The 25,478-nt window shown below is 65.3% G+C and carries 23 protein-coding genes; 12 read left to right on the forward strand and 11 right to left on the reverse strand.

The features are described from left to right. Positions 1–53 precede the first annotated feature (53 nt). From dusA to WCE05_RS06620, 3 genes are all read left to right on the forward strand, one after another. Positions 54–1,031, forward strand: a complete 978-nt coding sequence (gene dusA / locus WCE05_RS06610; RefSeq protein ID WP_253080491.1) for a tRNA dihydrouridine(20/20a) synthase DusA — start codon at positions 54–56, stop codon at positions 1,029–1,031. Between the two features lie 121 nt (positions 1,032–1,152). Continuing rightward, complete coding sequence (gene tal, locus WCE05_RS06615; protein ID WP_253080492.1) at positions 1,153–2,079, forward strand: transaldolase; 927 nt, start codon at positions 1,153–1,155, stop codon at positions 2,077–2,079. Positions 2,080–2,293: 214 nt separating this feature from the next. Continuing rightward, positions 2,294–4,168 carry an alkaline phosphatase D family protein gene (locus tag WCE05_RS06620; RefSeq protein WP_368815641.1) on the forward strand — a complete coding sequence of 625 codons (1,875 nt, stop codon included), beginning with the start codon at positions 2,294–2,296 and terminating at the stop codon, positions 4,166–4,168. Between the two features lie 27 nt (positions 4,169–4,195). Here WCE05_RS06620 and rssC read toward each other — a convergent pair whose 3' ends face one another. Both rssC and rssB read right to left on the reverse strand, forming a co-directional pair. Continuing rightward, a complete protein-coding gene (rssC, locus tag WCE05_RS06625; protein WP_194787571.1) occupies positions 4,196–4,678 on the reverse strand; it encodes an anti-sigma factor antagonist RssC in 483 nt (160 codons plus the stop codon). Further along, positions 4,675–5,859, reverse strand: a complete 1,185-nt coding sequence (rssB, locus tag WCE05_RS06630; RefSeq protein ID WP_225786898.1) for a two-component system response regulator RssB — start codon at positions 5,857–5,859, stop codon at positions 4,675–4,677. The genes rssC and rssB overlap by 4 nt, the downstream gene beginning before the upstream one ends. A 270-nt stretch (positions 5,860–6,129) precedes the next feature. On the opposite strand from rssB, the gene WCE05_RS06635 reads away from it, so the two are divergent. Continuing rightward, the gene (locus WCE05_RS06635; RefSeq protein WP_225786899.1) at positions 6,130–6,429 is read left to right on the forward strand and encodes a PilZ domain-containing protein; all 300 of its coding nucleotides are present in this window, start codon (positions 6,130–6,132) and stop codon (positions 6,427–6,429) included. Between the two features lie 117 nt (positions 6,430–6,546). On the opposite strand, the gene WCE05_RS06640 is transcribed toward WCE05_RS06635, so the two are convergent. Continuing rightward, on the reverse strand, positions 6,547–7,254 hold the full coding sequence (locus tag WCE05_RS06640) for a VacJ family lipoprotein (RefSeq protein WP_225786900.1): 708 nt from the start codon (positions 7,252–7,254) through the stop codon (positions 6,547–6,549). A 192-nt stretch (positions 7,255–7,446) separates the two neighbouring features. Here WCE05_RS06640 and WCE05_RS06645 point away from each other — a divergent pair, with 192 nt between their 5' ends. Together WCE05_RS06645 and WCE05_RS06650 are read left to right on the forward strand one after the other, a co-directional pair. After that, on the forward strand, positions 7,447–8,010 hold the full coding sequence (locus tag WCE05_RS06645; RefSeq protein ID WP_368815642.1) for a phosphonoacetaldehyde phosphonohydrolase-related protein: 564 nt from the start codon (positions 7,447–7,449) through the stop codon (positions 8,008–8,010). Positions 8,011–8,133: 123 nt separating this feature from the next. Then, positions 8,134–8,397: a DUF4404 family protein gene (locus WCE05_RS06650; RefSeq protein ID WP_225786902.1), complete on the forward strand. Its 264-nt coding sequence runs from the start codon at positions 8,134–8,136 to the stop codon at positions 8,395–8,397. A 149-nt stretch (positions 8,398–8,546) separates the two neighbouring features. Here the strand turns inward: WCE05_RS06650 and queF are convergent, their stop codons facing one another. Then, positions 8,547–9,377: an NADPH-dependent 7-cyano-7-deazaguanine reductase QueF gene (queF, locus tag WCE05_RS06655; protein ID WP_368815643.1), complete on the reverse strand. Its 831-nt coding sequence runs from the start codon at positions 9,375–9,377 to the stop codon at positions 8,547–8,549. 66 nt (positions 9,378–9,443) lie between these two features. Then, on the reverse strand, positions 9,444–9,938 hold the full coding sequence (locus tag WCE05_RS06660) for a plastocyanin/azurin family copper-binding protein (RefSeq protein ID WP_368815644.1): 495 nt from the start codon (positions 9,936–9,938) through the stop codon (positions 9,444–9,446). 169 nt (positions 9,939–10,107) lie between these two features. Here WCE05_RS06660 and WCE05_RS06665 point away from each other — a divergent pair, with 169 nt between their 5' ends. Both WCE05_RS06665 and WCE05_RS06670 read left to right on the forward strand, forming a co-directional pair. Continuing rightward, the gene (locus tag WCE05_RS06665) at positions 10,108–10,788 is read left to right on the forward strand and encodes a heavy metal response regulator transcription factor (RefSeq protein WP_253080493.1); all 681 of its coding nucleotides are present in this window, start codon (positions 10,108–10,110) and stop codon (positions 10,786–10,788) included. After that, positions 10,785–12,137 (forward strand): heavy metal sensor histidine kinase, encoded by a 1,353-nt coding sequence (locus tag WCE05_RS06670; RefSeq protein WP_253090945.1) that lies wholly within the window; start codon positions 10,785–10,787, stop codon positions 12,135–12,137. Before WCE05_RS06665 ends, WCE05_RS06670 begins: the two co-directional genes overlap by 4 nt. Before the next feature lie 116 nt (positions 12,138–12,253). Here WCE05_RS06670 and WCE05_RS06675 read toward each other — a convergent pair whose 3' ends face one another. The 3 genes from WCE05_RS06675 to WCE05_RS06685 all read right to left on the reverse strand — a co-directional run bounded on the left by WCE05_RS06675 (position 12,254) and on the right by WCE05_RS06685 (position 15,498). Next, positions 12,254–13,498, reverse strand: coding sequence for a lipoprotein-releasing ABC transporter permease subunit (locus WCE05_RS06675; RefSeq protein ID WP_368815645.1), 1,245 nt, complete (start codon positions 13,496–13,498; stop codon positions 12,254–12,256). Positions 13,499–13,559: 61 nt separating this feature from the next. Next, a complete protein-coding gene (lolD, locus tag WCE05_RS06680; protein WP_225786907.1) occupies positions 13,560–14,243 on the reverse strand; it encodes a lipoprotein-releasing ABC transporter ATP-binding protein LolD in 684 nt (227 codons plus the stop codon). Between the two features lie 7 nt (positions 14,244–14,250). After that, positions 14,251–15,498, reverse strand: coding sequence for a lipoprotein-releasing ABC transporter permease subunit (locus WCE05_RS06685; RefSeq protein ID WP_253100460.1), 1,248 nt, complete (start codon positions 15,496–15,498; stop codon positions 14,251–14,253). A gap of 93 nt (positions 15,499–15,591) precedes the next feature. Between WCE05_RS06685 and WCE05_RS06690 the strand changes: the two genes are divergently transcribed. Next, the gene (locus tag WCE05_RS06690; RefSeq protein ID WP_225786909.1) at positions 15,592–16,176 is read left to right on the forward strand and encodes a PilZ domain-containing protein; all 585 of its coding nucleotides are present in this window, start codon (positions 15,592–15,594) and stop codon (positions 16,174–16,176) included. Between the two features lie 33 nt (positions 16,177–16,209). Further along, positions 16,210–16,932: a glycerophosphodiester phosphodiesterase gene (locus WCE05_RS06695; RefSeq protein WP_225786910.1), complete on the forward strand. Its 723-nt coding sequence runs from the start codon at positions 16,210–16,212 to the stop codon at positions 16,930–16,932. Positions 16,933–16,974: 42 nt separating this feature from the next. On the opposite strand, the gene sthA is transcribed toward WCE05_RS06695, so the two are convergent. From sthA to WCE05_RS06710, 3 genes are all read right to left on the reverse strand, one after another. Next, complete coding sequence (sthA, locus tag WCE05_RS06700; protein WP_225786911.1) at positions 16,975–18,369, reverse strand: Si-specific NAD(P)(+) transhydrogenase; 1,395 nt, start codon at positions 18,367–18,369, stop codon at positions 16,975–16,977. A 213-nt stretch (positions 18,370–18,582) separates the two neighbouring features. Continuing rightward, positions 18,583–19,581 (reverse strand): FAD:protein FMN transferase, encoded by a 999-nt coding sequence (locus WCE05_RS06705; protein ID WP_253080495.1) that lies wholly within the window; start codon positions 19,579–19,581, stop codon positions 18,583–18,585. Between the two features lie 236 nt (positions 19,582–19,817). After that, a complete protein-coding gene (locus tag WCE05_RS06710) occupies positions 19,818–21,281 on the reverse strand; it encodes a glyceraldehyde-3-phosphate dehydrogenase (protein WP_225787150.1) in 1,464 nt (487 codons plus the stop codon). A 168-nt stretch (positions 21,282–21,449) separates the two neighbouring features. Here WCE05_RS06710 and mfd point away from each other — a divergent pair, with 168 nt between their 5' ends. Further along, positions 21,450–24,896 carry a transcription-repair coupling factor gene (mfd, locus tag WCE05_RS06715; protein ID WP_368815646.1) on the forward strand — a complete coding sequence of 1,149 codons (3,447 nt, stop codon included), beginning with the start codon at positions 21,450–21,452 and terminating at the stop codon, positions 24,894–24,896. Positions 24,897–24,905: 9 nt separating this feature from the next. Beyond that, entirely contained in the window at positions 24,906–25,478 is a 573-nt protein-coding gene (locus WCE05_RS06720) for a peptidoglycan binding protein CsiV (protein WP_225786914.1), read from the forward strand.

Raw genomic sequence — 25,478 nt, forward strand, 5'->3', positions numbered from 1 at the left:
TACAAAACACGTTGAACGAAATGACTGTAAAATCAGGCTCTACGCCAGAAACCATGCGCCCTGAGCCCTCTCGCCGCTTCAGCGTTGCACCGATGATGGACTGGACAGACCGCCATTGCCGGTTCTTCCTGCGCCTGCTGTCCAGGCACACCCTGCTCTACACGGAGATGGTCACCACCGGCGCCCTGCTGCACAACGACGCCCATCGCTTCTTGCGCCACGACGACACCGAGCACCCGCTGGCCCTGCAACTGGGCGGCAGTGTGCCGGCGGAGTTGGCAGCCTGCGCCCGACTGGCCGAGGACGCCGGCTACGATGAGGTCAACCTCAACGTCGGCTGCCCCAGCGACCGGGTGCAGAACAACATGATCGGCGCCTGCCTGATGGGCCACCCGGCGCTGGTGGCCGATTGCGTCAAGGCCATGCGCGATGCGGTGCACATCCCAGTCACGGTCAAGCACCGCATCGGCATCAATGGCCGTGACAGCTATGCCGAGCTGTGCGACTTCGTCGGCCAGGTGCGCGAGGCGGGCTGTCGCAGCTTCACCGTGCATGCGCGCATCGCCATCCTCGAAGGCCTGTCGCCCAAGGAGAACCGTGAGGTCCCGCCGCTGCGCTATGACGTGGCCGCGCAGTTGAAGGCCGACTTCCCGGACCTGGAGCTGGTGCTCAATGGCGGTATCAAGACACTGGAAGAGTGCCACGTGCACTTGCAGACCTTCGACGGCGTGATGCTAGGCCGCGAGGCGTACCACAACCCCTACCTGCTGGCCGAAGTAGACCAGCAGTTGTTCGGCAGCACGGCGCCGGTCATCAGCCGCAGCGAGGTGCTGGCACGGCTGCGTCCGTATATCGTCGCGCACATGGAAAGCGGCGGCGCCATCCATCACATCACCCGCCACATCCTCGGCCTGGGCCAGGGCTTCCCCGGTGCCCGGCGCTTCCGCCAGTTGCTGTCGGCAGACATCCACAAGGCCGCCGAGCCGCTGGCCGTGCTCGACCAGGCCGCCGAGCTGCTGCAGGGCCGCTGACGGAACCCCGGGTGCGCTTTCGACTCGAACCTTCATTCCCTCGCCCATCCTGCCCCCCGGCCCTTGAGCGGTCGCCGGGGCTCGGGTAATGTCGAGTCATTGCACAGGACAGAGCACGCCCATGACCTCCAAGCTGGAACAACTCAAGCAGTTCACCACCGTGGTCGCCGACACCGGGGACCTGGACGCCATCACCCGCCTCAAGCCGGTCGATGCCACCACCAACCCCTCGCTGCTGCTCAAGGCCGCCGCCATTCCCGGCTACGCCGACCTGCTCAGGCAAGTCAGGGCCGACGCCAAGGGCAATGTGGACCTGGCCTGCGACAAGTTCGCCGTGGCCGTCGGCTCAGGCATTCTCAAGGTCATTCCAGGGCGCATTTCCACCGAAGTGGACGCACGCCTGTCGTTCGACGAACCGGCATTGCTGGCCAAGGCCCGCCAACTGATCGCGCTGTACGAACAGGCCGGCATCCCGCGTGATCGCGTGCTGATCAAGCTGGCATCCACTTGGGAAGGCATCCGCGCCGCCGAGCAGCTCGAACGCGAGCAGATCCAGACCAACCTGACCCTGCTGTTCTCCTTCGCCCAAGCCCAGGCCTGCGCCGATGCCGGGGTGTTCCTGATCTCGCCGTTCGTGGGCCGTATCTACGACTGGTACAAGAAGAGCACCGGCAAGGAATACGTCGGCGCCGAAGACCCGGGCGTGCAATCGGTGACGCGCATCTACAACTACTACAAGGCCAACGGCTACGACACCGTGGTCATGGGCGCGAGCTTCCGCAATATCGGCCAGATCGAGCAACTGGCCGGTTGCGACCGCCTGACCATCAGCCCCGAGCTGCTGCAGCAATTGAGCGACGACCAGGGCCAACTGCCGCGCGTGCTCCAACCCGGCAATGCCGGTGAGGCCAAGCAGCAGTTGAACGAAAGCCAGTTCCGCTGGGCGATGAACGAAGACGCCATGGCCACGGAGAAGCTGGCCGAGGGTATCCGCCAGTTCGCCCGGGACCAGGAGAAGCTGGAAGCGTTGATGGCTGAAAAAGCCTGATACAAATCTGGTTTGCCCCGCGGGCGGCAAATGCCGAGCATTTCCGCCCGCTTTTCGTCTGGGTGCTGCGTTTGCGCAGGCACTGCCCGTTGAACGTACTGACGCTTTCGCGGGCAAGCCCGCCCCCACATGGCCTTGCAAACCCATTATGTGTGGTCGACGCAGCCTCTGTGGACTTGCCTGCGAATGCGTCGGCTTGCAACCTGAACTGTCGATGACCACCCTACCCCTCATTCTCGCCGGCCCCGTGCTGCGCCGCCTGGAACCCCAGCGCCTGGCCATCTGGCTGGTCGGCACGCAACCGCTTCGCCCCGGGTTCGTGCTCGATTGCCCAAGCATCGAGGCCAATCTTGCCTGCGAGGTGATCCCAGTGGGCCGGCACGCCTTCGTGCACCTGCTGGACATCCGCTTCGACCAGCCGCTGCCTCGCAACCAGGCCATCGGCTACGATCTGCTGCTGGACAACAGCCAAGGCATCGCCGACTGGGCCCCGCACCTGCTCTACCCCGGCACCCGCCGGCCAAGCTTCGTGCTGCGCGAGCGCCTCGACCAACTGCTTCACGGCTCATGCCGCAAGCCCCATCACCCCGCCGCCGATGGCCTGCTCTGCGCCGACCGCCTGCTGCAAGCCTGCCAGCGTCCGCAAGAGCGCCCCGCCCTGCTGCTGATGACGGGCGACCAGGTCTACGCCGACGACGTAGCAGGCCCCATGCTGCGCGCCATCCATGAGCTCATCGAGCACCTGGGGCTGTTCGGCGAATACCTCGAGGGCACCCTGGTCGACGACAGCACCGCGCTGTACCGCCACCCGGCCAGCTATTACCACCGCGCCGACCTGCTGCCGGCCCAGGAAAGCAACGAGAGCCTGCGCGAACGCTTCTTCGGCGGCAAGCGCAAACCGATCTTCTCCAGCAGCAACGCCGACAATCACCTGGTGACCTTCGCGGAAGTCATGGCCATGTACCTGCTGGTCTGGTCGCCAGTGCCCTGGCGCCTGGTGCGCATGGACATGCCCGCAGGCCTGAGCGAACCGCGCCAGGCCCGGTATCGCGCAGAACTGCCGCTGATCCAAGCGTTCGCCGCCGGCCTCGGTCAAGTGGCCCGGGTGATGGCCCACCTGCCCTCGCTGATGATCTTCGACGACCACGACATCACCGACGACTGGAACCTTTCGGCGCAGTGGGAACAGACCGCCTACGGCCACCCCTTCTCGCGGCGGATCATCGGCAACGCCCTGCTCGGCTACCTGCTCTGCCAGGGCTGGGGTAACGATCCGGACGGCTGCGCGGGGCTGGCCGAAGCCTGCAGGGCCCTGGGCGAGCGAACGGCCCAAGCGCACCTGGACAACGCTGCCCAGGACCAATTGATCGACCAACTGCTGCGCTTCCAGGGCTGGCAGTTCGACCTGCCCAGCGATCCGCCATTGCTGGTGCTGGACACCCGCACCCGCCGCTGGCGCAGCGAAAGCAGCCTGAAGAAGCCGTCCGGCCTGCTCGACTGGGAGGCGCTGTGCGAGCTGCAACAGGCCCTGCTCGACCATCCTTCGGCGATCGTCGTGTCACCGGCACCGATCTTCGGCGTCAAACTGATCGAGACGGTGCAACGGGTCTTCAGCGGGCTCGGCTATCCGCTGCTGGTCGACGCGGAAAACTGGATGGCCCATCGCGGCGCGGCCCAGGTGATCCTCAACATCTTCCGCCATTCGCGCACGCCCGGGCACTACGTGATCCTTTCCGGTGACGTGCACTACTCCTTCGTCTATGAAGTGCTGATCCGCCACCGCCAGCGCAGCCCGCACCTGTGGCAGGTCACCAGCAGCGGGATCAAGAACCAGTTCCCCAAGCGCCTGCTGGACGTGCTCGATCGCCTCAACCGTTGGCTGTATGCACCACATTCGCCACTCAACTGGTTCACCAAGCGCCGGCAGATGGAGGTAGTGCCACGCACACCCAGCCACAGCCAGGCGGGAGAGCGGCTGTGGAACAGTGCAGGTTTGGGGCAGGTATTCTTCGATGAGCAAGGCCGGCCGGCGCGGGTGTTCCAGCTCAATGCCGACGGCGCCGCGGCTACCGAGTTCGTGCGGGACTGACGCCACGCATCGGTAGCCCGGGCTCGCTCAGGAGCGCTCCAGGGCGCTCACCAGGTCGTGGAACGCCTCACGATTGGAGTCGTTCAGACCCATGAGGATCTTGTGCGCCTCCAGCACCTTGGAGCGCACCACCTCTTCGTTCTGGTCCTGGGATGGCAGGTCGGTAAGGCATTCCGGGCAGGGGACCGGGCGATCGACGATGTTGAACACCTGGTCGAAGCCCATGGACTGCAGCAGACGGGAAATGTCCGGGTTGGTGGTCACCACGGTAGGCAGCAGGCCCACCTTCTGCCGGGACAGGATCGACAGCTTGGCCAGCAGGCCCAGGGTGGTGCTGTCGATGCTTTCGGTCTCGGTCAGGTCGATGACGATGGCCGAGAAGTTCAGCGCGGTGAAGATTTTCTCGATCGTCGCATCCAGCGCCGAACACAGGGTCAGGCGCACTTCACCGACGAATTTCAGAACGAAGGTCCCGCTCTGCTCGGCGAACTGGATTCTACCGGTACTCATTCAAGGTTCCTGCTCAACACCAATAGGGCGATATCATCCGGCATCTCCCCAAGCGTAGCCAATCCGAATCGTTGGCGCAGCCCGTCCAGGCTGCCACCGGCTTCCTTGACGATTTCCGGCAAGGTCGCTTCCTTATCTTTGAGTGTGTCCCCAGGCAAAAGGTCCAGTATGCCATCGGACATCAGGGTCAGGCTGAAGTGCCGTGGCAGCTCCAGCACATGGTCCTGGTAGCTGGCCTCGTCGAACAGCCCTACCGGCAGGCCGCGCCCCTCCAGGTAACGGGCCTGGCCCGGGGTATAGAGCACCGGCAGCGGCAAATGGCCGCCGACGCTGTAGGTCATCAGCCCGGCTTCCTCGTCGATCACCCCACCGACCATGGTCACGTGCTTGCCCAGCTTGCAGTTGATCAGCCCACGGTTGATGTGGCTCAGCACTTGCGAAGGCTTGAAGTCGCGCATCCTGCCGCTGCGCTTGAATTCGAACAGCAGCCGGGTGGTCATGAACTTGAGCAGCACGGTGACGAACGCCGACGAAGCGCCATGCCCGGACACGTCCGCCAGGTAGAAGGCGATACGGCGCTCGTCCACCCGGAAGTAATCGGCGAAATCGCCCGACAGGTACAACGACGGGATGATCTGGTGCTCGAACGACAGGTCGCCGGCCAACCATGGGCTTTCCGGCAGCATGTTCATCTGTACCTGGCGGCCGGCGTTCTGGTCCTCCTGCAGCAGGTGCAGGCTGGCTTCCAGCTCACGGTTGGCAGCCTCGAGCTTGTCGCGGTAGCGCTGGTTCTCCAGCACCAGCCGCGAGCGGTCGAGGGCACGGCGCACCGAGTGCTCGAGCACGGCCAAGTCTTCCAGGGGCTTGATCAGGTAGTCGGCGGCGCCCAGGCGCAGAGCCTCGACCGCATCGCTCATGACCCCTGCCCCGGACACCACGATGACCGGCAACTGCGGCGCCCGCTCGCTGACCCGGCGGATCAGCTCGAGGCCGCCCATCTGCGGCATGCGCAGATCGCAGATCACGAGGTCGGGCTGGTGTTCTTCGAAGACCTGGAGGCCCTGCTGGCCGTTGGCGGCCTGGAGGACGCTGAAGCCACTGTCTTCCAGATAGGCGGCGAGGCTGGCACGGACCACGTCGTCGTCATCGATGATCAGCAGCGTTGCACTGGGTTTCTGCATGTGGGCGAACGGCGCCGGATTAGGTTGGAGCAGCGACGTCGGCAAGGCGGACGGGCAGCTACTGGAATACTCTGTGGCGACTCTCTACTTGAGTTGTAGGCCAAGAAGACTGGCCCGGCAACTGGCAGAGGTGCCCTGTAAGGCGCAGACGGTACTCCCATCCGCCAGGCGTTTCAAGCATGCAAGGGTCGAGTGCTGCGCACTTTACAGGGCAAATCACCGGGAGTTATAAGAAAGCCGACCCGCGCAACCTGATGGGAAGGATGCAGCATGTCCCAGATACCCTCGAACCACGGCGAGAAACGCGACTTCATTCGTATGCGCATCGATACCGAAGTCACCCTGCTGCATGCCGACCAGGTGATCGCGGCAGTCTGCCTCGACCTCTCCAGTGGCGGCATGCAGGTGCAGGCACGGGAGCATTTCCAGGTGGGCGACCGGATCGAGGTACGTATCGATTCCGACCACCCTGCCCTCAAGGGCCTGCACGCCAGCACCGAGGTGGTGTGGATCGCCGAGCAGCCCGATGGTCAGCAGAAATTCGGCTTGCGCATCCTGGCGATGCACTGATTTCCAGGGTCAATGCCTGTCAGTTAAGCCTGGGGGCCGCTTCGCACCCCCAATGGCGCTGTAACCCTTAACTGACCAGCATCGACCCGAAGGTCGCCTTTTTCATCCCCGCCGGGATCAGAAATCGTCCTCGACTTCCCCATCCTTGACCTTGAACTCGCGGTTCTGTAGGTAGGCGTTGCGGATGAAGATGTACTTGTCGCCGCTGATCAGCTTTTCCGCCGACAGCAGGTCGGCGCGGGTGTCGACCACATCCAGGGCGAAGATCGAATTGCGGGTCGGCACATGGTCGATGTAGCGGTAAGGCTTGGTGTAGGTGTCCGGGTACTTGGCCAGGCCGTCGCGCACGGTGCTTGGGCCGAGGAACGGGATCACCACGTACGGACCGCTGCCCACGCCCCAGTAGCCCAGGGTCTGGCCGAAGTCCTCGTCGTTGCGCTGCAGGCCCATCTTGGTGCCGACATCGAAGAAACCGCCCAGGCCGAACGTGGTGTTGACGATCAGCCGCGCGGTATCCACGCCCGCCGCGTGCGGCTTGAGCTGCAGCAGGTCGTTGACCAGGTTGGTGACGTCGCCCAGGTTGCGGAAGATGTTATGGATGCCGTCTTCGAGAAATTGCGGGGTGACCGCCTGGTATCCCTTGGCCAACGGCTTGAGGGCATAGGTATCGAGGGTATCGTTGAACCTGAAGATCGGGCGGTTCACCGCCTCCCAGGGGTCCTCCTCGGTAGCCGCCTGGCTGGCGGCCACGGGCGCCAGCAGCAGGCTGGCGCAGACACAGGCCTGGGTGATTCGCTCGATCACACCGGCACCGATCCTATGCATAGATGTTTCTCCATCGGGATTCACGGTGGCAGACGACTGGGCGCGCTGCCGGACAAGCCGCCAGTATAAAGGCTCGCTGGCTGATAAACAGCCTTACACATTTTTGCTCACTATTTTGTGAGCGTCTGTTACGTGGTCATCTATCGGTAACAATTGCCGAATAGCCTGCGGGCTATTTCAGGGAAGTTGACCATGCAAGACGCACCTGCCTTCACTGCCGTGCTCTTCGGTTTGCGCGGCTGTCTGGTCCAGGCCGCCAACGGCAGCCCACTGCCCACCCCTGGCGCCCTGGATGCCCTCACCGGCCTGCGGCGCCAGCAGGTCCCTTGCATGTGGCTCGACGAGCTCAGCGCCAGCCAGGGCGAGTCTCTGGCCAGCGTGCTGCCCGACTGGCTGCCGGGCCAGGCCGGCAACGCGAGCCCCTGGCCGGCGCCGAATGCCTGCTGGCACGCACTCATGTCCTTGCAGAGCCAACGCCTGGACGGCTGCGTGCTGGTCAGCGGCGATCCGCGCCTGCTGCAGTCCGGTCTCAACGCCGGGCTGTGGACCGTGGGCCTGGCCGCCTGCAGCCCTGCCTGCAACCACACCTCCGGCCAATGGCAGGCGATGAGCCGGGAGGCGCGCGAACGGGCACGCGGCAAGGCTACGCTCGAGCTGTTCAGCCTCGGTGTGCACTCGGTGATCGACCACCTCGAAGCCCTCGACACCTGCCTTGCCGACATCGCCCAGCGCCGGCGCAAGGGTGAAAAACCCTGACACAGCGCCGTTGACACGGATCATGCAAAGCACCGGCAGGTGGATTACGATTGAAGACAAGCGAGAACCTTTGCCTCACCGCCGAGGTCCATGCCTTGCCAAGCCATAGAGGGAGAACACCCGATGCCTGCCCGCGAACTGCAAGAGCAACTCGAAAGCCTGCGCGAGCAACTGGAACGCAACCCGCCGCTCTCCTTGGAAGAGCGCGAACATCTGCATGAACTGATGCAGCAGATCGAAGCCCAGCTCAAACTGGAAGAGGCCACCCAGGACAACAACCTGGTCGATGGCGTCAACGCGGCCGTCGAACGCTTCGAGGCCGAACACCCGGATCTCACCGCCATCCTGCGCAATATTGCCAATCACCTGCACAGCATGGGTATCTGAGCCAGAGGGCCGCCTTGCGGCCCATCGCCGGCAAGCCGGCACCCACAGGGTCCGAGGCGATCACCGACGACGCGGCTTGCACGGCCCCGGCGGGAAAGGGCCTGGTCCGCAAATGGGCTGCAAAGCAGCCCCAAGACTCACAAACATCCTTACTGACGAACCAGCCGCTGGTTGCCAGGCGCGATCGCCCGGGTGCTGCGGTAGGGGTTGATATCCAGCCCGCCACGGCGCACGTAACGGGCATACACGGTCAGGTGCTCGGGCTCGAGCAGGCGCAGCAGGTCCAGGTAGATGCGTTCGACGCACTGCTCATGGAAGTCGGCATGCTGGCGGAAGCTCACCAGGTAGCTCAGCAGGCTGGCATGGTCCAGGGCCAGGCCCTTGTACTCGACCACCACACTGCCCCAGTCCGGCTGGCCAGTGACCGGGCAGTTGGACTTGAGCAGGTGGCTGTGCAGGGTTTCCTCGACCACGCGCTGCGGGTCGCAGTGCAGCAGTTCAGGCTGTGGATGCTCGTAGTTGTTGATGGTCACATCCAGCACATCGATGCACTGGCCTGGCAAGGCCACCACGCCCTGGGCCTCGACTTCGCCCAGGCTGCGCACCCGCACCGTCACCGGCTTGCCGGCGGCGGCTGAGAGGTCCTTCTCCAGGCAAGCCTGCAACTCGCTGGTGCTGGCGAAGACCGTCTGGTTCAGCGAGTTGAGGTACAGCTTGAACGACTTGGACTCGATGATGTTCGGCGAATCGGCCGGGATGGCGAATTCGCCGATGGCCACCACCGGCTTGCCCGAAGGCAGCAGCCAGGACATCTCGAAGCAGTTCCAGTAGTCCACCCCCTGCCATGGCAGGGTCTGGGCGCTGACGCCGAGTTCGGCCCACTTGGCCGTACGCGGGATCGGGAACAGCAGCGAAGGTGTGTAGGTGGCGATGTATTCGCTGGATTTGCCCAGCGGGGAGTGTTCGGCGGCGGGATGCATGGGTCTGACCTGGCAATTCGGAATGCACCTATTCTACCGTTTTTGCCCCCTGCCTTGTGGTCGATGTCACTCGATGGTCAACGGCCCGACCATGCCCGCCTGGTAGTGCCCCGGCACATTGCAAGCGAACTCGATGGGCGCCGAGGCGCGGAAGGTCCACGTCAGCTCGGCACGCTGGCCGGGCGGGACCAGCACCGTGTTGCCGGCGTCGTGGCCGTGCGCGCCATGACCGTGGTCCATGCCCCCGTGATCCGCGCCGGCGGTGAAGAGCTTGCCTTGCATGGCCAGCATTTGCTTTTGGTGCTCGGCGTGCATGGCCTTGTCGCCAAGGTTGAACTCGTGGGGCAACTGGCCTTCGTTGATGAGCACGAAGCGCACGGTCTCGCCGGCCTTGACCTGCAGGCCGCGGGGCTCGAAGGCGATGTCCTTGAGCAGCACCTCGACGGTACGGGTGGCCTTGGCCGCCGGCGCTGGCTCGCCGAAGGCGAAGCCATGGCCACTGTCGGCGAGCACGGGCAGGCTGAACAGCACGAGGGCGGCGGCGATAAGGGGGTGTTTCATGTCTACTCCAAGGCTACAGCAACGATGGAACCACTCTAGGCTGAGGCAACTGGCAGTTGTCTGACAGGGAGATTACAACTTTGTCAGCTTCGCCGGGCACGCCTATCGTCACGTATCATTGGCACCCGGCGCCCACCGAAGCCCGCCAATCTTTTGGAGCAAGGCCCCCATGAAACTGCTGATCGTCGAGGACCAGGCCAAGACCGGCCAGTACCTGTGCCAAGGCCTGAGCGAAGCGGGCTTCGCCACCGAGCTTGCCGGCGACGGCGACACCGGCCTGCACCTGGCCCTGGGCGGCGACCACGACCTGTTGATCCTCGATGTGATGCTCCCCGGCCGCAACGGCTGGCAGATCCTCCAGGCCGTGCGCCAGGCTGGCCTGGACACGCCGGTGCTGTTCCTCACCGCCCGCGACGCCGTGCAAGATCGGGTACACGGCCTGGAGCTGGGCGCCGACGACTATCTGGTCAAGCCCTTCGCCTTTTCCGAACTGCTGGCCCGGGTACGCAGCCTGCTGCGCCGAGGCGCCAGCCCCAGCCTGGATACCAGCCTGACCCTGGCCGATCTGCGCCTGGACCTGATCCGCCGCCGGGCCGAGCGCGGCGGCCAGCGCATCGACCTGACCGCCAAGGAGTTCGCCCTGCTCGAGCTGCTGCTGCGTCGCCAGGGCGAGGTGCTGCCCAAGTCGCTGATCGCCTCGCAGGTCTGGGACATGAACTTCGACAGCGACACCAACGTCATCGAGGTGGCGATCCGCCGCCTGCGCCTGAAGATCGACGACGCCCACGACAACAAGCTGATCCACACCGTACGCGGCATGGGCTACGTGCTCGAGGAGCGCCAGGACTGATGCCGCGCCTGTCCCTCGGTGGGCGCCTTGCCCTGCTCTTCGCCGCCTGTACCGCCGCCGTCTCGCTGACCGCCGGCGTGCTGTTCAGCCGGGCCAGCGAACAGCACTTCATCGAACTGGACGAACAACTGCTAGGCAGCCGGCTGTCGGTTCTGCACGCCCTGCTCGACGGCGTGAGCTCCCCCGCCGAACTGGCGCCACACCTGCTGGCCTTGCGCATCGAGCTCAGCCACCAGGCCGACCTGGCCCTGCGCATCCGCGGCGGCGACGGCACGCTATGGTTCGACAGCCGGCCTGACCTACCGGACGCACCACGCCAGCCCGGCCTGGCCACCCTGCACGCCAACGGCGTCGACTACCGCAGCCTGGGCGCCCGCCTGGACACCGCCACCCCGGGCTCGGCGCAACTGACCCTGTTCCTCGACATCACCCATCACCAGCATTTCCTGCAAGGCATGCAGCGCCTGATCTGGCTCACCGTCGGCCTTTCGGCCCTGGCCACCGCGCTGCTCGGCGCCTGGGCCGCCCGGCGCGGGCTGCGACCATTGCGGCAGATGGGCGATGTCGCCGCCAGCGTCAACGCCCGCTCGCTGACAACCCGGCTGCCGGTGGCGCAGATGCCCGAGGAACTGGCCGAGCTCGCCAGCACGGTCAACGCCATGCTGCAGCGCCTGGAGGATGCCTTCCAACGCCTTTCGGCATTTTCCGCCGACATCGCCCACGAGCTGCGTACGCCACTGTCCAACCTGCTGACCCACACCCAGGTCACCCTCACCCGGCCACGCAGCCTGGAGGACTATCGCGAAGCCCTGCACGGTAACCTGGAGGAGCTGCAATGGATGGCGCAACTGGTCAACGACATGCTCTACCTGGCCAAGGCCGACCATGGCCTGCTGCCCCCCAACCGCCAGCCGCTGGACCTTGCCGCGGAGGTGGATGCCTTGCTGGAGTACTACGCGCCACTGGCCGAGGACGCCGAGGTACGCCTGCAGCGTGTGGGTGAGGCGCAGTTGGAGGGTGATCGGCACATGCTGCGCAGGGCCCTGTCCAATCTGCTGGACAATGCCCTGCGCTTCACGCCCAGCGGCGGAGAGATCCGAGTGACACTGGCGCCGGGGCTGCACATCAGCGTGGCCAATACCGGCCCGGCCATCGCGGCGCAAATACTGCCGCGGCTGTTCGACCGCTTCTACCGGGCCGACCCCGCACGCCAGGAAGGCAGCAGCGAGCATGCGGGGCTGGGGCTGGCGATCACCCGCTCGATCGTGCAGGCCCATGGCGGGAACATCCGGGCCGAATGCGCGGGAGGCTGGACACGGTTCCTGATCGAGTTACCCGAAGCACGGTGAGAGGAGCTGTCTATCCGCCCGCAACGGATTCCCTTGCAATGGCACATGATTCGTGAGCGCCGCTGCCCCTGCCTGGGCTTGCCCGCGATGGGCCGCACAGCGGCCCTGCCCGTAGATCACTCGTACCGCAACGCCATCGCCGGTTCCACCTGGGAAGCACGATACGCCGGATAGATCGTGGCCAGGAAGCTCATCACCAACCCCGCCGCGCAGATGATCGCCACATCCCCCCACTGCAACTGCGACGGCAGGCTGCTGATGAAATACACATCGGACGTGAAGATGTGCTGCCCACTGACCCGCTCCAGCCAACCGACGATCTGGCTGACGTTGAGCGCGGCGATCACCCCGAGCACACCACCGACCAGGGTGCCGACGATACCGATCAGCGACCCCTGGACCATGAACGTGCCCATGATCTGCGCAGGCGTGGCGCCGATGGTGCGCAGGATGGCGATGTCCGAACCCTTGTCGTTCACCACCATGACCAGCGTAGCGATGATGTTGAACGCCGCCACGGCGATGATCATCAACAGCAACAAGCCGATCATGGTCTTTTCCATTTTCATGGCGCTGAACAGGCTGCCCTGGGTGTGCGACCAGTCATCGGCACGGTAGGCATCGCCCAGCCCGGCGGCGATCGCCTTGGACACCTGCGGCGCAGCGTACAGGTCGTGCAGCTTCAGGCGCACGCCCTGCACGCTGCCCGGTGCCCAGCGCTGCATCTCGCCGGCGTCGGCCACGTTGATGTAGGCCTGGGAACCGTCCAGCTCGGCACCGACCTTGAAGATGCCGACCACGGTCAGGCGCTGCATACGGGGGGTGATGCCGCCCGGTGCCTTGCTGATCTCCGGGACGATCAGGGTCAGCTTGTCGCCGGTGTTGAGACGAAAGCGCCGAGCGGTCAGCTCGCCGATCACCACGCCATACTCGCCCGGCAGCAGGTCCTGCAGGCGGCCCTGGACGATGTGCTGGCCAACGATGGAGACCTTGCCCTCCTCGGCCGGGTCGATGCCACTGACCTGGATCGGCTGCATCGCGCCCTTGTAGGAGAGCATGCCTTCCATTTCCGTCAGCGGTGCAGCGGCCATCACCGCGGGGTTCTTCAGGGCTGCGTCCGCCACCTTGCGCCAGTCGTCCAGCGGTTGCACGCCGAGGATGCTGGCGTGAGGCACCAGGCCGAGGATGCGCGAACTCATCTCGCGCTGGAAGCCGTTCATCACCGAGAGCACCACGATCATCGCCAGCACGCCCAGGGACAGGCCGATCATCGAGGTCATGGAGATGAACGAGATGAAGTGGTTACGGCGCTTGGCACGGGTGTAGCGAGCACCGATGAACAAGGGCAAGGGTCTGAACATGTACGAGAACACCCAATGAAGGTTGGTTACGAGGCGGCCCGTGCCACCCCGTGCAAGCGACTCAGATCGGCACCAGGTGGCCATCGTCCAGGCGCAGCACCCGGTCCATCTGGCGCGCCAGGTTGAGGTCGTGGGTCACCACCAAAAAGGCCGTCTGCGAATGGCTGGAAAGCTCCTGCATCAACTCCTGGATGCCCTGGGCAGTGTGATGGTCGAGGTTGCCGGTGGGCTCGTCGAGCATCACCAGGCCCGGGCGGTTGACCAGGGCACGGGCGATCGCCACGCGCTGGCGCTCACCGCCGGACAGCTCGGCCGGCTTGTGGCTCAGGCGATGGCCCAGGCCCACACGCTTGAGCAGCGCCTCGGCGCGCTCGCGGGCCTCGGGGATCGGTGTGCGGCCGATCAGCAGCGGCATGCACACGTTCTCCAGGGCGGTGAACTCCGGCAGCAGGTGGTGAAACTGGTAGACGAAGCCCAGGGCGCGGTTGCGCAACAGGCCACGGGCCCGCTCGCCGAGTGCCGACAGCTCCTCGCCAGCCAGCCAGACGCTGCCCTGGCTCGGCGTGTCCAGGCCACCCAGCAGGTTGAGCAAGGTGCTCTTGCCGGAGCCGGAGCTACCGACGATGGCCACCCGCTCACCGGCGTGCAGCTCCAGGTTCAACCCGGACAGCACCTGCACCGACTCCGGGCCTTCCTCGTAGGCCTTGCCCAGGTTGCGGCAACTCAGTACGGCTTTATCACTCATGCGCGATTCACTCATAACGTAGCGCCTCTGCAGGCTGGGTGCGCGCCGCACGCCAGGCCGGATACAGGGTGGCGAAGAAACTCAGGACCAGCGCCGCACCGCAGACCATCCACACGTCCTCGGCCATGATCTGCGACGGCAGGTAATCGATGAAGTACACGTCGGCATTGAGGAACTTGTGCCCGATCAGCTTCTCGATGCCAGCGATCACCGCACTGACATTGAGCGCGGCGAAGATGCCGACCAACGCGCCGATCAAGGTGCCGACCACGCCGATCACCGTACCCTGGACCATGAAGATGGCCATGATCTGCCCAGGCGTGGCGCCGAGGGTGCGCAGGATGGCGATATCGCCGCGCTTGTCGTTGACCACCATCACCAGCGTGGAAATGATGTTGAACGCCGCCACCGCCACGATCAGCAGCAGCAGCAGGCCGATCATGGCCTTCTCCATGCGGATCGCCTGGTACAGGTTGCCGTGGGTGCGGGTCCAGTCGCGGGGGTAGAATTCCTCGCCCAGGTGCTGGGCGATGTCCCAGGCCACGCGCGGCGCCTGGAACAGGTCATCGAACTTCAGGCGCAGGCCCTGGACCTGCTCGGCTTTCCAGCGGTGCAGGCGGGACAGGTCGGCGATGTTGGTCAGGCCCAGATAGCCGTCGATCTCACCGGCCCCGACATGGAAGGTGCCGACCACGGTGAAGCGCTTCATGCGCGGGAACATGCCGGCCGGCGTCACGCTGACCTCCGGGGCGACGAAGGTCAGCTTGTCGCCGATGCCCACGCCCAGCTTGGCGGCGGCCTTGTCGCCGATCAGGATGCCCCACTCGCCTGGCGCCAGCCGGTCGAGGCTGCCTTCGCGGATGAAGTCGTCGATGATCGACACCTGCCGCTCGCGGGCGGGATCGATGCCGTTGAGCAACACCTTCTGCACCTTGCCGTCGTGGGTCAGCAGCCCCTGCATCTGGGTGAACGGAGCGACCGCCAGCACACGCGGATTCTGCTTTACTTGTTGGGCGAGGGCCGGCCAATCGTCGACCGGCTGGCCGCTTTCCAGCGTGGCATGCGGGATCATGCCCAGCACGCGGGTACGCATCTCGTGGTCGAAACCGTTCATCACCGACAGCACCACGATCATCACCACCACACCGAGGGCGAGGCCGATCATCGAGGTGAGCGAAATGAACGAGACGAAGTGATTGCGGCGCTTGGCACGGGTGTAGCGCGTACCGATGAATACGAAAAGAGGTCTGAACATGTCGGGGCTTGTTCGGATGAAAGGGAACGTCCTTGTGGCGGGGCGCCAATGGCGGCTTTACACTCGGACCACCGCCGTAACCATGGGTTCGCCATGACGACACTAGACGAAGAAGATCGCCGCGAATACTACCGCATCGAAGACAGGATCGCACTTCAAATCAGCCCCTTGAGCGCGGCCGAGGCCCTGGAGACAGACCTGTTGCAAGATGCTTCACCGCTGTTCAACCTGCTCAGCGAACTGCACCTGGCCGACTTCGAATCGCAACACCTGATGCGCCAGTTGAGCGAGAAGGATCGCACCCTGGCCGCCTTCCTGCGGGTGCAGAACAAACGCCTCGACCTGCTCGGCGCGGTGCTCGCCCAGACCCTGCTCGGCGAAATCGGCCAAGCGCAGCGGGTGATCCTCTCCGAGGGGGGTATCGAGTTCGCCCAGGCCGCGCAGATCGCCCCCGGCACCCGGGTGGCGGTGAAAATGGTGCTGATGCCCCGGGCCCATGGCCTGCTGCTGCGCGGCCGGGTCACCCACTGCGACCCACGCCCGCAGGGCGACTACGAGGTCGGCACCGAATTCGTCGACATGACCGACGCCCAGCGCCAGCTCCTGGCCCGCTACATCCTGCAGCGCCAACAACAACAACGCCGCCAGCTGCGGGAGCAGGACGAATCCGCCTCTTGAGCCTTTCCCCATTTCAGACCTGAAGGAACGAACGTGACCCTGATCTATGGCCATCGCGGCGCCAAAGGCGAAGCGCCCGAAAACACCCTGACCAGCTTTCGCCAGTGCCTGTCGCACGGCGTCGATCGCTGCGAACTGGACCTGCACCTGTCGGCCGACAACGAGCTGATGGTGATCCATGACCCGACCCTCAAGCGCACCACCGGCCGCCGAGGCAAGGTGGTCGAGCACACCGCCGCCGAGCTGGCCACCTACGATGCGCGCAAGGGTGGCCCAGGCTGGGTGCAGCCCTGCCCTATCCCGCGCCTGGAGGAACTGTTCGAGAAGTGTGCCTTCGAGCACTGGCAGCTGGAGGTCAAGAGCGCCTCGCGCACCCGTGCCGCCAGCACCGTGCTGGCGATCCGCGAGCTGGCCCAGCGCTTCGGCCTGCTCGACAAGGTCACCATCACCTCCAGTTCACGGGAGGTGCTGGGCGCCGCCCTGGAGCTGGTGCCAGACGTCTCGCGCGGGCTGGTCGCCGAATATGCCTGGCTCGATCCGCTGAAGGTGGCGCAGAACTACGGCTGTACCCTGCTGGCACTGAATTGGACGCTGTGCACCCCCGAGCGCCTGCTCAAGGCCCAGCGCCAGGGGTTGCATGTGTCGGTGTGGACGGTCAACGAACCGGCGCTGATGCGCCGGCTCGCCGACTTTGGCGTAGACAGCCTGATCACAGACTTTCCCGGTTTGGCCAAGACCACCCTTGGGAAGGACTGAACCCGGTCTCCCCGGCCGGCTCAGGCCACCGGCCGGAGCCGCTCAAAAAAGCCGGTTCAGGCCGTCGTAGGCAGCTACCCGATAGGCTTCGGCCATGGTCGGGTAGTTGAAGGTGGTGTTGACGAAGTACTTGAGATTGTTCAGCTCACCCGGCTGGTTCATGATCGCCTGGCCGATGTGGACGATCTCCGAGGCCTGGTAGCCGAAGCAGTGCACGCCGAGGATTTCCAGGGTCTCGCGGTGGAACAGGATCTTCAGCATGCCCTGCGGCTCGCCGGCGATCTGCGCGCGGGCCATGCTCTTGAAGAAAGCCTTGCCCACTTCGTAGGGCACCTTGGCCTGGGTCAGCTCCTGCTCGTTCTTGCCGATCGAGCTGATCTCCGGAATGGTGTAGATACCGGTCGGCACGTCATCGACGAAGCGCCAGCTGCCGTTGTCGACGATGCTGCCTGCGGCCGAGCGGCCCTGGTCGTGGGCAGCGCTGGCCAGGCTCGGCCAGCCGATCACGTCACCGGCGCCGTAGATGTTCGGCACGCTGGTGCGGTAGCTCTGGTCGACCTCGATCTGGCCACGGCTGTTGATCTTGATGCCGATGTTCTCAAGGCCCAGCTTGTCGGTGTTGCCGGTTCGGCCATTGCACCACAGCAGGGCGTCGGCCTTGATCTTCTTGCCCGACTTCAGGTGCAGGATGACACCGTTGTCCAGGCCTTCGACCCGCTCGTACTCCTCGTTGTGGCGCACGGTGATGTTGTTGTTGCTGAAGTGGTAGCTCAGCGCCTGGGAAATTTCCGAGTCCAGGAAGCTCAGCAGCTGGCCACGGTTGTCCACCAGCTCCACCAGCACACCCAGGCCACTGAAGATCGAGGCGTATTCGCAACCGATCACCCCGGCACCGTAGACGATCAGCTTGCGCGGGGTGTGGCTCAGGCTGAGGATGGTGTCGCTGTCGTAGACGCGCGGGTGGTGGAAGTCGATGTCGGCCGGGCGGTACGGACGCGAACCGGTGGCGATGATGATGTGCTTGGCCACCAGCTTCTCGACCACGCCATTGGGGCAGACCACATCGACGGTCTGCTCGTCGGCGAAGCTGCCGGTGCCGAAGAACAGGTCGACACGGTTGCGCGCGTAGTAGCCGGTGCGCGAGGCGACCTGCTTGGAGATCACCTTCTCGGCGCTCTTGAGCACATCGGGGAAGGAGAACCAGCGCGGCTCGCCGATGGCGCGGAACATCGGGTTGGTGTTGAACTGCATGATCTGCCGCACCGAGTGACGCAGGGCCTTGGACGGGATGGTGCCCAAGTGGGTGCAGTTGCCGCCGACCTGGCGACGGCTGTCGACCATCGCCACCTTGCGTCCTGCTTTGGCGGCATTCATTGCCGCACCTTCTCCGGCCGGGCCGGAACCCAGCACCACTACGTCGTAGTTGTAGACAGCCATGCGTACTCCTTCAGAACTGGCCCGCCGGCCGGTTGGCCGCGGGGCGCGATCATGTCGCCGGGGCGCCATGAGAAAATTCGGGTGCAGTCTAATCAAGCCTGAACGCCGCGCACATTAACCCTTGGTCGCGTCGTAGGCCAATCTTGCCTGCACTACATGTCGTTCACCGATTCCCTGGCGGCGATCATCCGTGCCTTGCCTTTCACTCGCCTTTCACTCGCCTTTGAGCTTTCGTTCGAAGCCAGGCGTAGCCCGGGAGACGAACCCATCCTGCGTCCGGGTCACCAGCATGGCCGCGATGCCATGGGCGATGGCGAAGTCCCAGCCCTGTTGCGGCCCCAGGATCAACAGCAGGGTCGAATAGCCGTCGGCCCGCAGCGCCGAGGCATCGAGCACGGTGACCGCGGCCAGGTCATGTTCGACCGGGCGCCCGAGGCGGGCATCGAAGGCGTGCGAATAGCGCCGGCCATTCTCCTCGAAATAGTGGCGATAGTCACCCGAGGTCGACACTGCCAGGCCATCCACGGCAATTACCTGGCGCGCGATCTGACGGTCCTCGCGGGGCAATTCCAGGGCGATGCGCCAGGGGCTGCCGTCGGGCTTGCGGCCCTCGGCCTTGAGTTCCCCCGTGGCTTCGGCGAGGAAATCGATGATACCCATGGCGCGCAGCCGCCCGGCGATCAGGTCGACGGCATGGCCGGCGGCGATGCTGTTGAAGTCCAGTTCCACGGGCGCGTCCTTGCACAACGCATCGCCCTCGATGCGCAGGTGGCGATAGCCCACGCGCTGGCGTACCAGGGCCCGCGCCTGCGGGTCGGGCACCTGCTCGCGGCGGGCCTGGGGGCCGAAGCCCCAGAGGTCGAGCAAGGGCTCGACGGTGAGATCGAAGGCACCCTGGCTCTGTTCGGCCAGTTGCTGGCCGAAGGCGACCAGCGCCAGCATATCGGCGCCCACAGCCTGGCACTGGTTGGCCGGCAGCTGGTTGAAGCGGCTGACGGTGGAGTCACCCCGGTAGGTCGAGAAGTGCCCGTCGATGTCGCGCAGGATCGCCTCGACCGCGTCCTGTACCTGCGCTGGCGACGGGCCGCCGGGTTCGCGCACGTACTGGATGCTGTAGCTGCTGCCCATGGTCGGGCCGCCCAGGCGTTCGAGGGTGGGCGCAGGGTTGCAGGCAGCGAGCAGCATCAGGATGAACAGCAGGGTCGTGCGCACATTGGATCTCTCGGTTGGCCAGCCATGCTGGCGCGGCGCCTGTTGGAGCGTCTGTCTTGTGTTGTCTGTACCGGCCCTATCGCCGGCAAGCCAGCTCCACTGCCCTCAGACCAGCGCAGCCCTTTCGCGACACAAGGCCGCCCAGCAGCTACCGCGCCAGACCTGGGTGAACACAAAAAATGCCAAAAAAAACGGGAACCCGAAGGTTCCCGTTTTTTCAACGCATTACAAGCGGATCAGCGTGGAAACGCTGGCGGGTTCACACCGGCCATCTCTTCCATCACGCGCACCACCTGGCAGCTGTAACCGAATTCGTTGTCGTACCAGACGTACAGGACAACGCGGTTGTCGTTGCAGATGGTCGCCTCGGCGTCGACCACACCGGCGTGGCGGGAGCCGACGAAGTCGGTGGACACCACTTCCTGGGAGCTGACGTAATCGATCTGCTTGTGCAGTTCCGAGTGCATGGCGGTCTGGCGCAGGAACTCGTTGATCTCGTCGCGGCTGGTGGCCTTTTCCAGGTTCAGGTTGAGGATGGCCATCGAGACGTTCGGCGTCGGCACGCGGATGGCGTTGCCGGTCAGCTTGCCCTTGAGCACCGGCAGCGCCTTGGCGGCGGCGGTGGCGGCACCGGTCTCGGTGATGACCATGTTCAGCGGCGCGGCGCGGCCACGACGGCTGCCCTTGTGGAAGTTGTCGATCAGGTTCTGGTCGTTGGTGAACGAGTGAACGGTCTCGACGTGGCCGTTGACGATGCCGTACTGGTCATTCACGGCCTTGAGCACCGGCACGATGGCGTTGGTGGTGCAGGAGGCGGCGGAGATGATCTTGTCGTCGGCAGTGATGTCGCCGTGGTTGATGCCGTGCACGATGTTCTTCAGCGCGCCCTTGCCCGGCGCGGTGAGGATCACACGCTCGATGCCCGGGCACTGCAGGTGCTGGCCCAGGCCCTCGGCGTCACGCCACTTGCCGGTGTTGTCGACCAGCAGGGCATTGTCGATGCCGTACTGGGTGTAGTCGATCGACGCCGGGTCGTTGGAGTAGATCACCTGGATCAGGTTGCCGTTGGCGGTGATGGTGTTGTGCTCCTCGTCGATGACGATGGTGCCATCGAACGGGCCGTGCACCGAGTCACGACGCAGCAGGCTGGCACGCTTGACCAGATCGTTCTCGGCACCCTTGCGCACGACGATGGCCCGCAGGCGCAGGCCGTCGCCACCGCCGGTCTTCTCGATCAGGATGCGCGCCAGCAGGCGGCCGATGCGGCCGAAGCCGTACAGGACGACGTCGGTGCCCTTGCGTGCGGCAGCGTTCTGCTGGCCGACGACGTCAGCCAGCTCTTCGCGCACGAACTGCTCGACGCTGCGGCCGTTGCCTTCGAGCTTGAACTTGTTGGCCAGCTTGCCCAGGTCGACCGAAGCGGCGCCCAGTTTCAGCTCGCTCATGGCCTTGAGCAGGGGGAATGTCTCGTGGACGGACAGCTCGGTCTCGTCGCTCTGACGGTGACGGGCAAAGCGGTGGGCTTTGAGGATCGAGATAACCGAACGGTTGATCAGGCTGCGGCCATAGATCGAGCTCACCACGTTGTTGTTGCGGTAGAGCTGACCGATAAGCGGGATCATCGCTTCAGCCAGGGCTTCACGATCGATCCACTCACCAAGACACTGGTCGGGCTTCTGAGTCACGGGAACCTTCCACATGTAGGGGGAGAAAAAAGGGGCTACATTATGACGCCCCATGGCGTATCGGGCAATGAGCGCCTGTCGCTGCCAGCGGACCCCGCCGCCACGCCCTTGCCGAGCCTGACAGCGCGCACCGGCACCGGTACAATTGTCGTCTTTGCCGCAACGCTTGGAGTCGGATCTTCCGTGTCAGTTCTGCGCCTACCGCAATTATCGGCCACGGCCGGCAAGCAAACCTGGGGCAACCTGCCCGGTGCCGCCCTGAGCCTGGCCATCGCCGAAGCCGCCAGCAGCGCTGGCCGCTTCACCCTGCTGCTGACCGCCGACAGCCAGGCCGCCGACCGTCTCGAGCAGGAGCTGCGCTTCTTCGCCCCAGACCTGCCGGTGCTGCCCTTCCCCGACTGGGAAACCCTGCCCTACGACCTGTTCTCGCCGCACCAGGACATCATCTCCCAGCGCATCGCCAGCCTCTACCGGCTGCCGGAGCTGGACCACGGCATCCTCGTGGTGCCGGTCACCACCGCCCTGCACCGCCTGGCGCCGACGCGCTTCCTGCTGGGCAGCAGCCTGGTGCTGGACGTGGGCCAGACCATCGACGTGGAACAGATGCGTACACGCCTGGAGGCCAGCGGCTACCGCTGCGTCGACACGGTCTACGAGCATGGCGAGTTCGCCGTGCGCGGCGCGCTGATCGACCTGTTCCCCATGGGCAGCAAGCTGCCCTACCGGATCGACCTGTTCGACGACGAGATCGAGACCCTGCGCACCTTCGACCCGGAGACCCAGCGCTCGATCGACAAGGTCGACTCGGTGCGCCTGCTGCCAGCCCGCGAATTCCCCATGCAGAAGGAGGAAGTCACGCGCTTCAAGGCACGCTTTCGCGAACGTTTCGACGTCGACTTCCGCCGTAGCGCGATCTTCCAGGACCTGGCCAGCGGCATCATCCCGGCCGGCATCGAATACTACCTGCCGCTGTTCTTCGAAGAGACCTCGACCCTGTTCGACTACCTGCCGGCAGACACCCAGGTGTTCTCCCTGCCAGGCGTGGAACAGGCCGCCGAGCACTTCTGGAACGACGTGCGCGGGCGCTACGACGAGCGCCGTGGCGACCTGACCCGCCCGCTGTTGCCGCCCGCTGAGCTGTTCCTGCCGGTAGAGGACTGCTTCGCCCGCCTCAAACAATGGCCACGGGTGGTGGTCAGCAGCGACGAGGTCGAGCCGGGCGTCGGCCGCGAGCGTTTCCCGGCACGCCCCCTGCCGAACCTGGCGATCGAGGCCAAGGCCAACCAGCCGCTGGCGGAGCTGGCGAACTTCCTCGACCAGTTCCCCGGCCGCGTGCTGTTCACCGCCGAATCGGCGGGCCGCCGCGAGGTCCTGCTGGAGCTGCTCGAGCGCCTCAAGCTGCGCCCGCAGACGGTCGAGGGCTGGGCCGATTTCGTCACTGGCAGCGAGCGCCTGGCGATCACCATCGCCCCCCTCGACGACGGCCTGCTGCTGGACGACCCAGGCCTGGCCCTGGTCGCCGAGAGCCCGCTGTTCGGCCAGCGCGTGATGCAGCGCCGGCGCCGCGAGAAGCGCGGCGACGCGGCCAACGACGCGGTGATCAAGAACCTCACCGAATTGCGCGAAGGCGCCCCGGTGGTGCACATCGACCACGGCGTGGGACGCTACCTGGGCCTGGCCACGCTGGAGGTGGACAATCAAGTCGCCGAATTCCTCACCCTGGAATACGCCGAGGGCGCCAAGCTCTACGTGCCGGTGGCCAACCTGCACCTGATCGCCCGCTACACCGGCAGCGACGATGTCCTGGCGCCGCTGCACCGGCTCGGCTCGGAAGCCTGGCAAAAGGCCAAGCGCAAAGCCGCCGAGCAGGTCCGCGACGTCGCCGCCGAGCTGCTCGACATCTATGCCCGCCGCGCCGCGCGCAAGGGCCATGCGTTCGCCGACCCGGCCGCCGACTACGCCACCTTCAGCGCCGGCTTCCCCTTCGAGGAAACCCCCGACCAGCAAAGCGCCATCGAGGCGGTGCGCGCCGACATGCTCGCCGGCAAGCCCATGGACCGCCTGGTCTGTGGCGACGTCGGCTTCGGCAAGACCGAGGTGGCCATGCGCGCGGCCTTCATCGCCGTGCACAGCGGCCGCCAGGTGGCGGTGCTGGTGCCCACCACCCTGCTCGCCCAGCAGCACTACAACAGCTTCCGCGACCGCTTCGCCGACTGGCCGGTGACGGTCGAGGTGATGAGCCGCTTCAAGTCGGCCAAGGAAGTCGCCAGCGCCGCGGCAGACCTCGCCGAAGGCAAGATCGACATCCTCATCGGTACCCACAAGCTGTTGCAGGACGACGTGCGCTTCAAGGACCTGGGCCTGGTCGTCATCGACGAGGAACACCGCTTCGGCGTGCGCCAGAAGGAGCAGCTCAAGGCCCTGCGCAGCGAGGTGGACATCCTCACCCTGACCGCCACGCCGATCCCACGGACCTTGAACATGGCGGTGTCGGGCATGCGCGACCTGTCGATCATCGCCACCCCGCCGGCGCGACGCCTGTCGGTGCGCACCTTCGTCATGGAGCAGAACAAGAGCACGGTCAAGGAAGCGCTGCTGCGCGAACTGCTGCGCGGCGGCCAGGTGTACTACCTGCACAACGACGTCAAGAGCATCGAGAAGTGTGCCGCCGAACTGGCCGAGCTGGTCCCGGAGGCGCGCATCGGCATCGGCCACGGGCAGATGCGCGAGCGCGAGCTGGAACAGGTGATGAGCGACTTCTACCACAAGCGCTTCAACGTGCTGGTGGCCTCGACCATCATCGAGACCGGCATCGACGTGCCCAGCGCCAATACCATCGTCATCGAGCGCGCCGACAAGTTCGGCCTGGCCCAGTTGCACCAGTTGCGCGGCCGGGTCGGGCGCAGTCACCACCAGGCCTACGCCTACCTGCTCACGCCGCCACGCCAGCAGATCAGCGCCGACGCCGAGAAACGCCTGGAGGCCATCGCCAACACCCAGGACCTGGGCGCGGGCTTCGTCCTGGCCACCAACGACCTGGAGATCCGTGGCGCTGGTGAACTGCTCGGCGAAGGCCAGAGCGGGCAGATCCAGGCAGTGGGCTTCACCCTCTACATGGAAATGCTCGAGCGTGCGGTCAAGGCGATCCGCAAGGGCACTCAGCCGAACCTCGAGCAACCCCTGGGCGGCGGCCCGGAGATCAACCTGCGCCTGCCGGCGCTGATCCCGGAGGACTACCTGCCGGATGTCCATGCTCGCCTGATCCTCTACAAGCGCATCGCCTCGGCAGCCGACGAGGACGGCCTCAAGGACCTGCAGGTCGAGATGATCGACCGCTTCGGCCTGCTGCCCGAGCCGACCAAGAACCTCATGCGCCTGACCCAGCTCAAGCTGCAAGCGGAAAAGCTCGGCATCAAGAAGGTCGACGCCGGCCCCAACGGCGGCAAGCTCGAGTTCGAGGCCGAGACGCCAGTCGACCCGCTGACCCTGATCAAGCTGATCCAGGGCCAGCCCAAACGCTACAAGTTCGAGGGCGCCACCCAGTTCCGCTTCTTCGTGCCGATGGAGCGCCCGGACGAACGTTTCAACACCCTGGAGGCGCTGTTCGAGCGCCTGAGCCCACAGCCTTAAGGAACATCCATGCGTGCCATCCGTTGCCTGACATTGCTGCTGACGCTGATCGCGCCGGCTGCCTTCGCCGAAGGCCCCTATCAGGTGGAAATGATCCTGGTCCGGCAGAACGCCGTGCCCGCGGTGAACAGCCCGTTCGCCCCCGAAGACTGGAGCGCCGGCGCCCCACGCCTGAACAAGGACGCCGAACGCCCGACCGCGCTGAACGACGAAGTCACCCGCCTGCAGGCCACGCCCAGCTATACCGTGCTGCTGCACAAGGCCTGGCAGCAGCAGGTCGGCAGCGAGCCGAGCCGCATCGCCCTGGGCGCAGGTCAGGAGCAGTTCGGCCACTTCCCCATCGAGGGCAACCTGAGCATCGCCCAGGGGCGCTTCATCACCGTGGAGGCCAACTTCTGGGTCAACCAGCTCGATGGCAATGGCAGCGTGCTGCAGAGCGAGCAGTTCAGGCAGAGCAACAGCACCATGAAGGCCAACCAACTGACCTTCCTCGACGGCGGTCACCTGGCGCTGCTGCTGAAGATCGCGCCGGTCGGTGAGCGCAAGCTGCCGGTACTGAGCCCGGAGATGATGGAGCAGTAA

Origin of the sequence: Pseudomonas sp. I2 (assembly GCF_040984075.1) — a bacterium.
GTDB lineage: Bacteria > Pseudomonadota > Gammaproteobacteria > Pseudomonadales > Pseudomonadaceae > Aquipseudomonas > Aquipseudomonas guariconensis_B.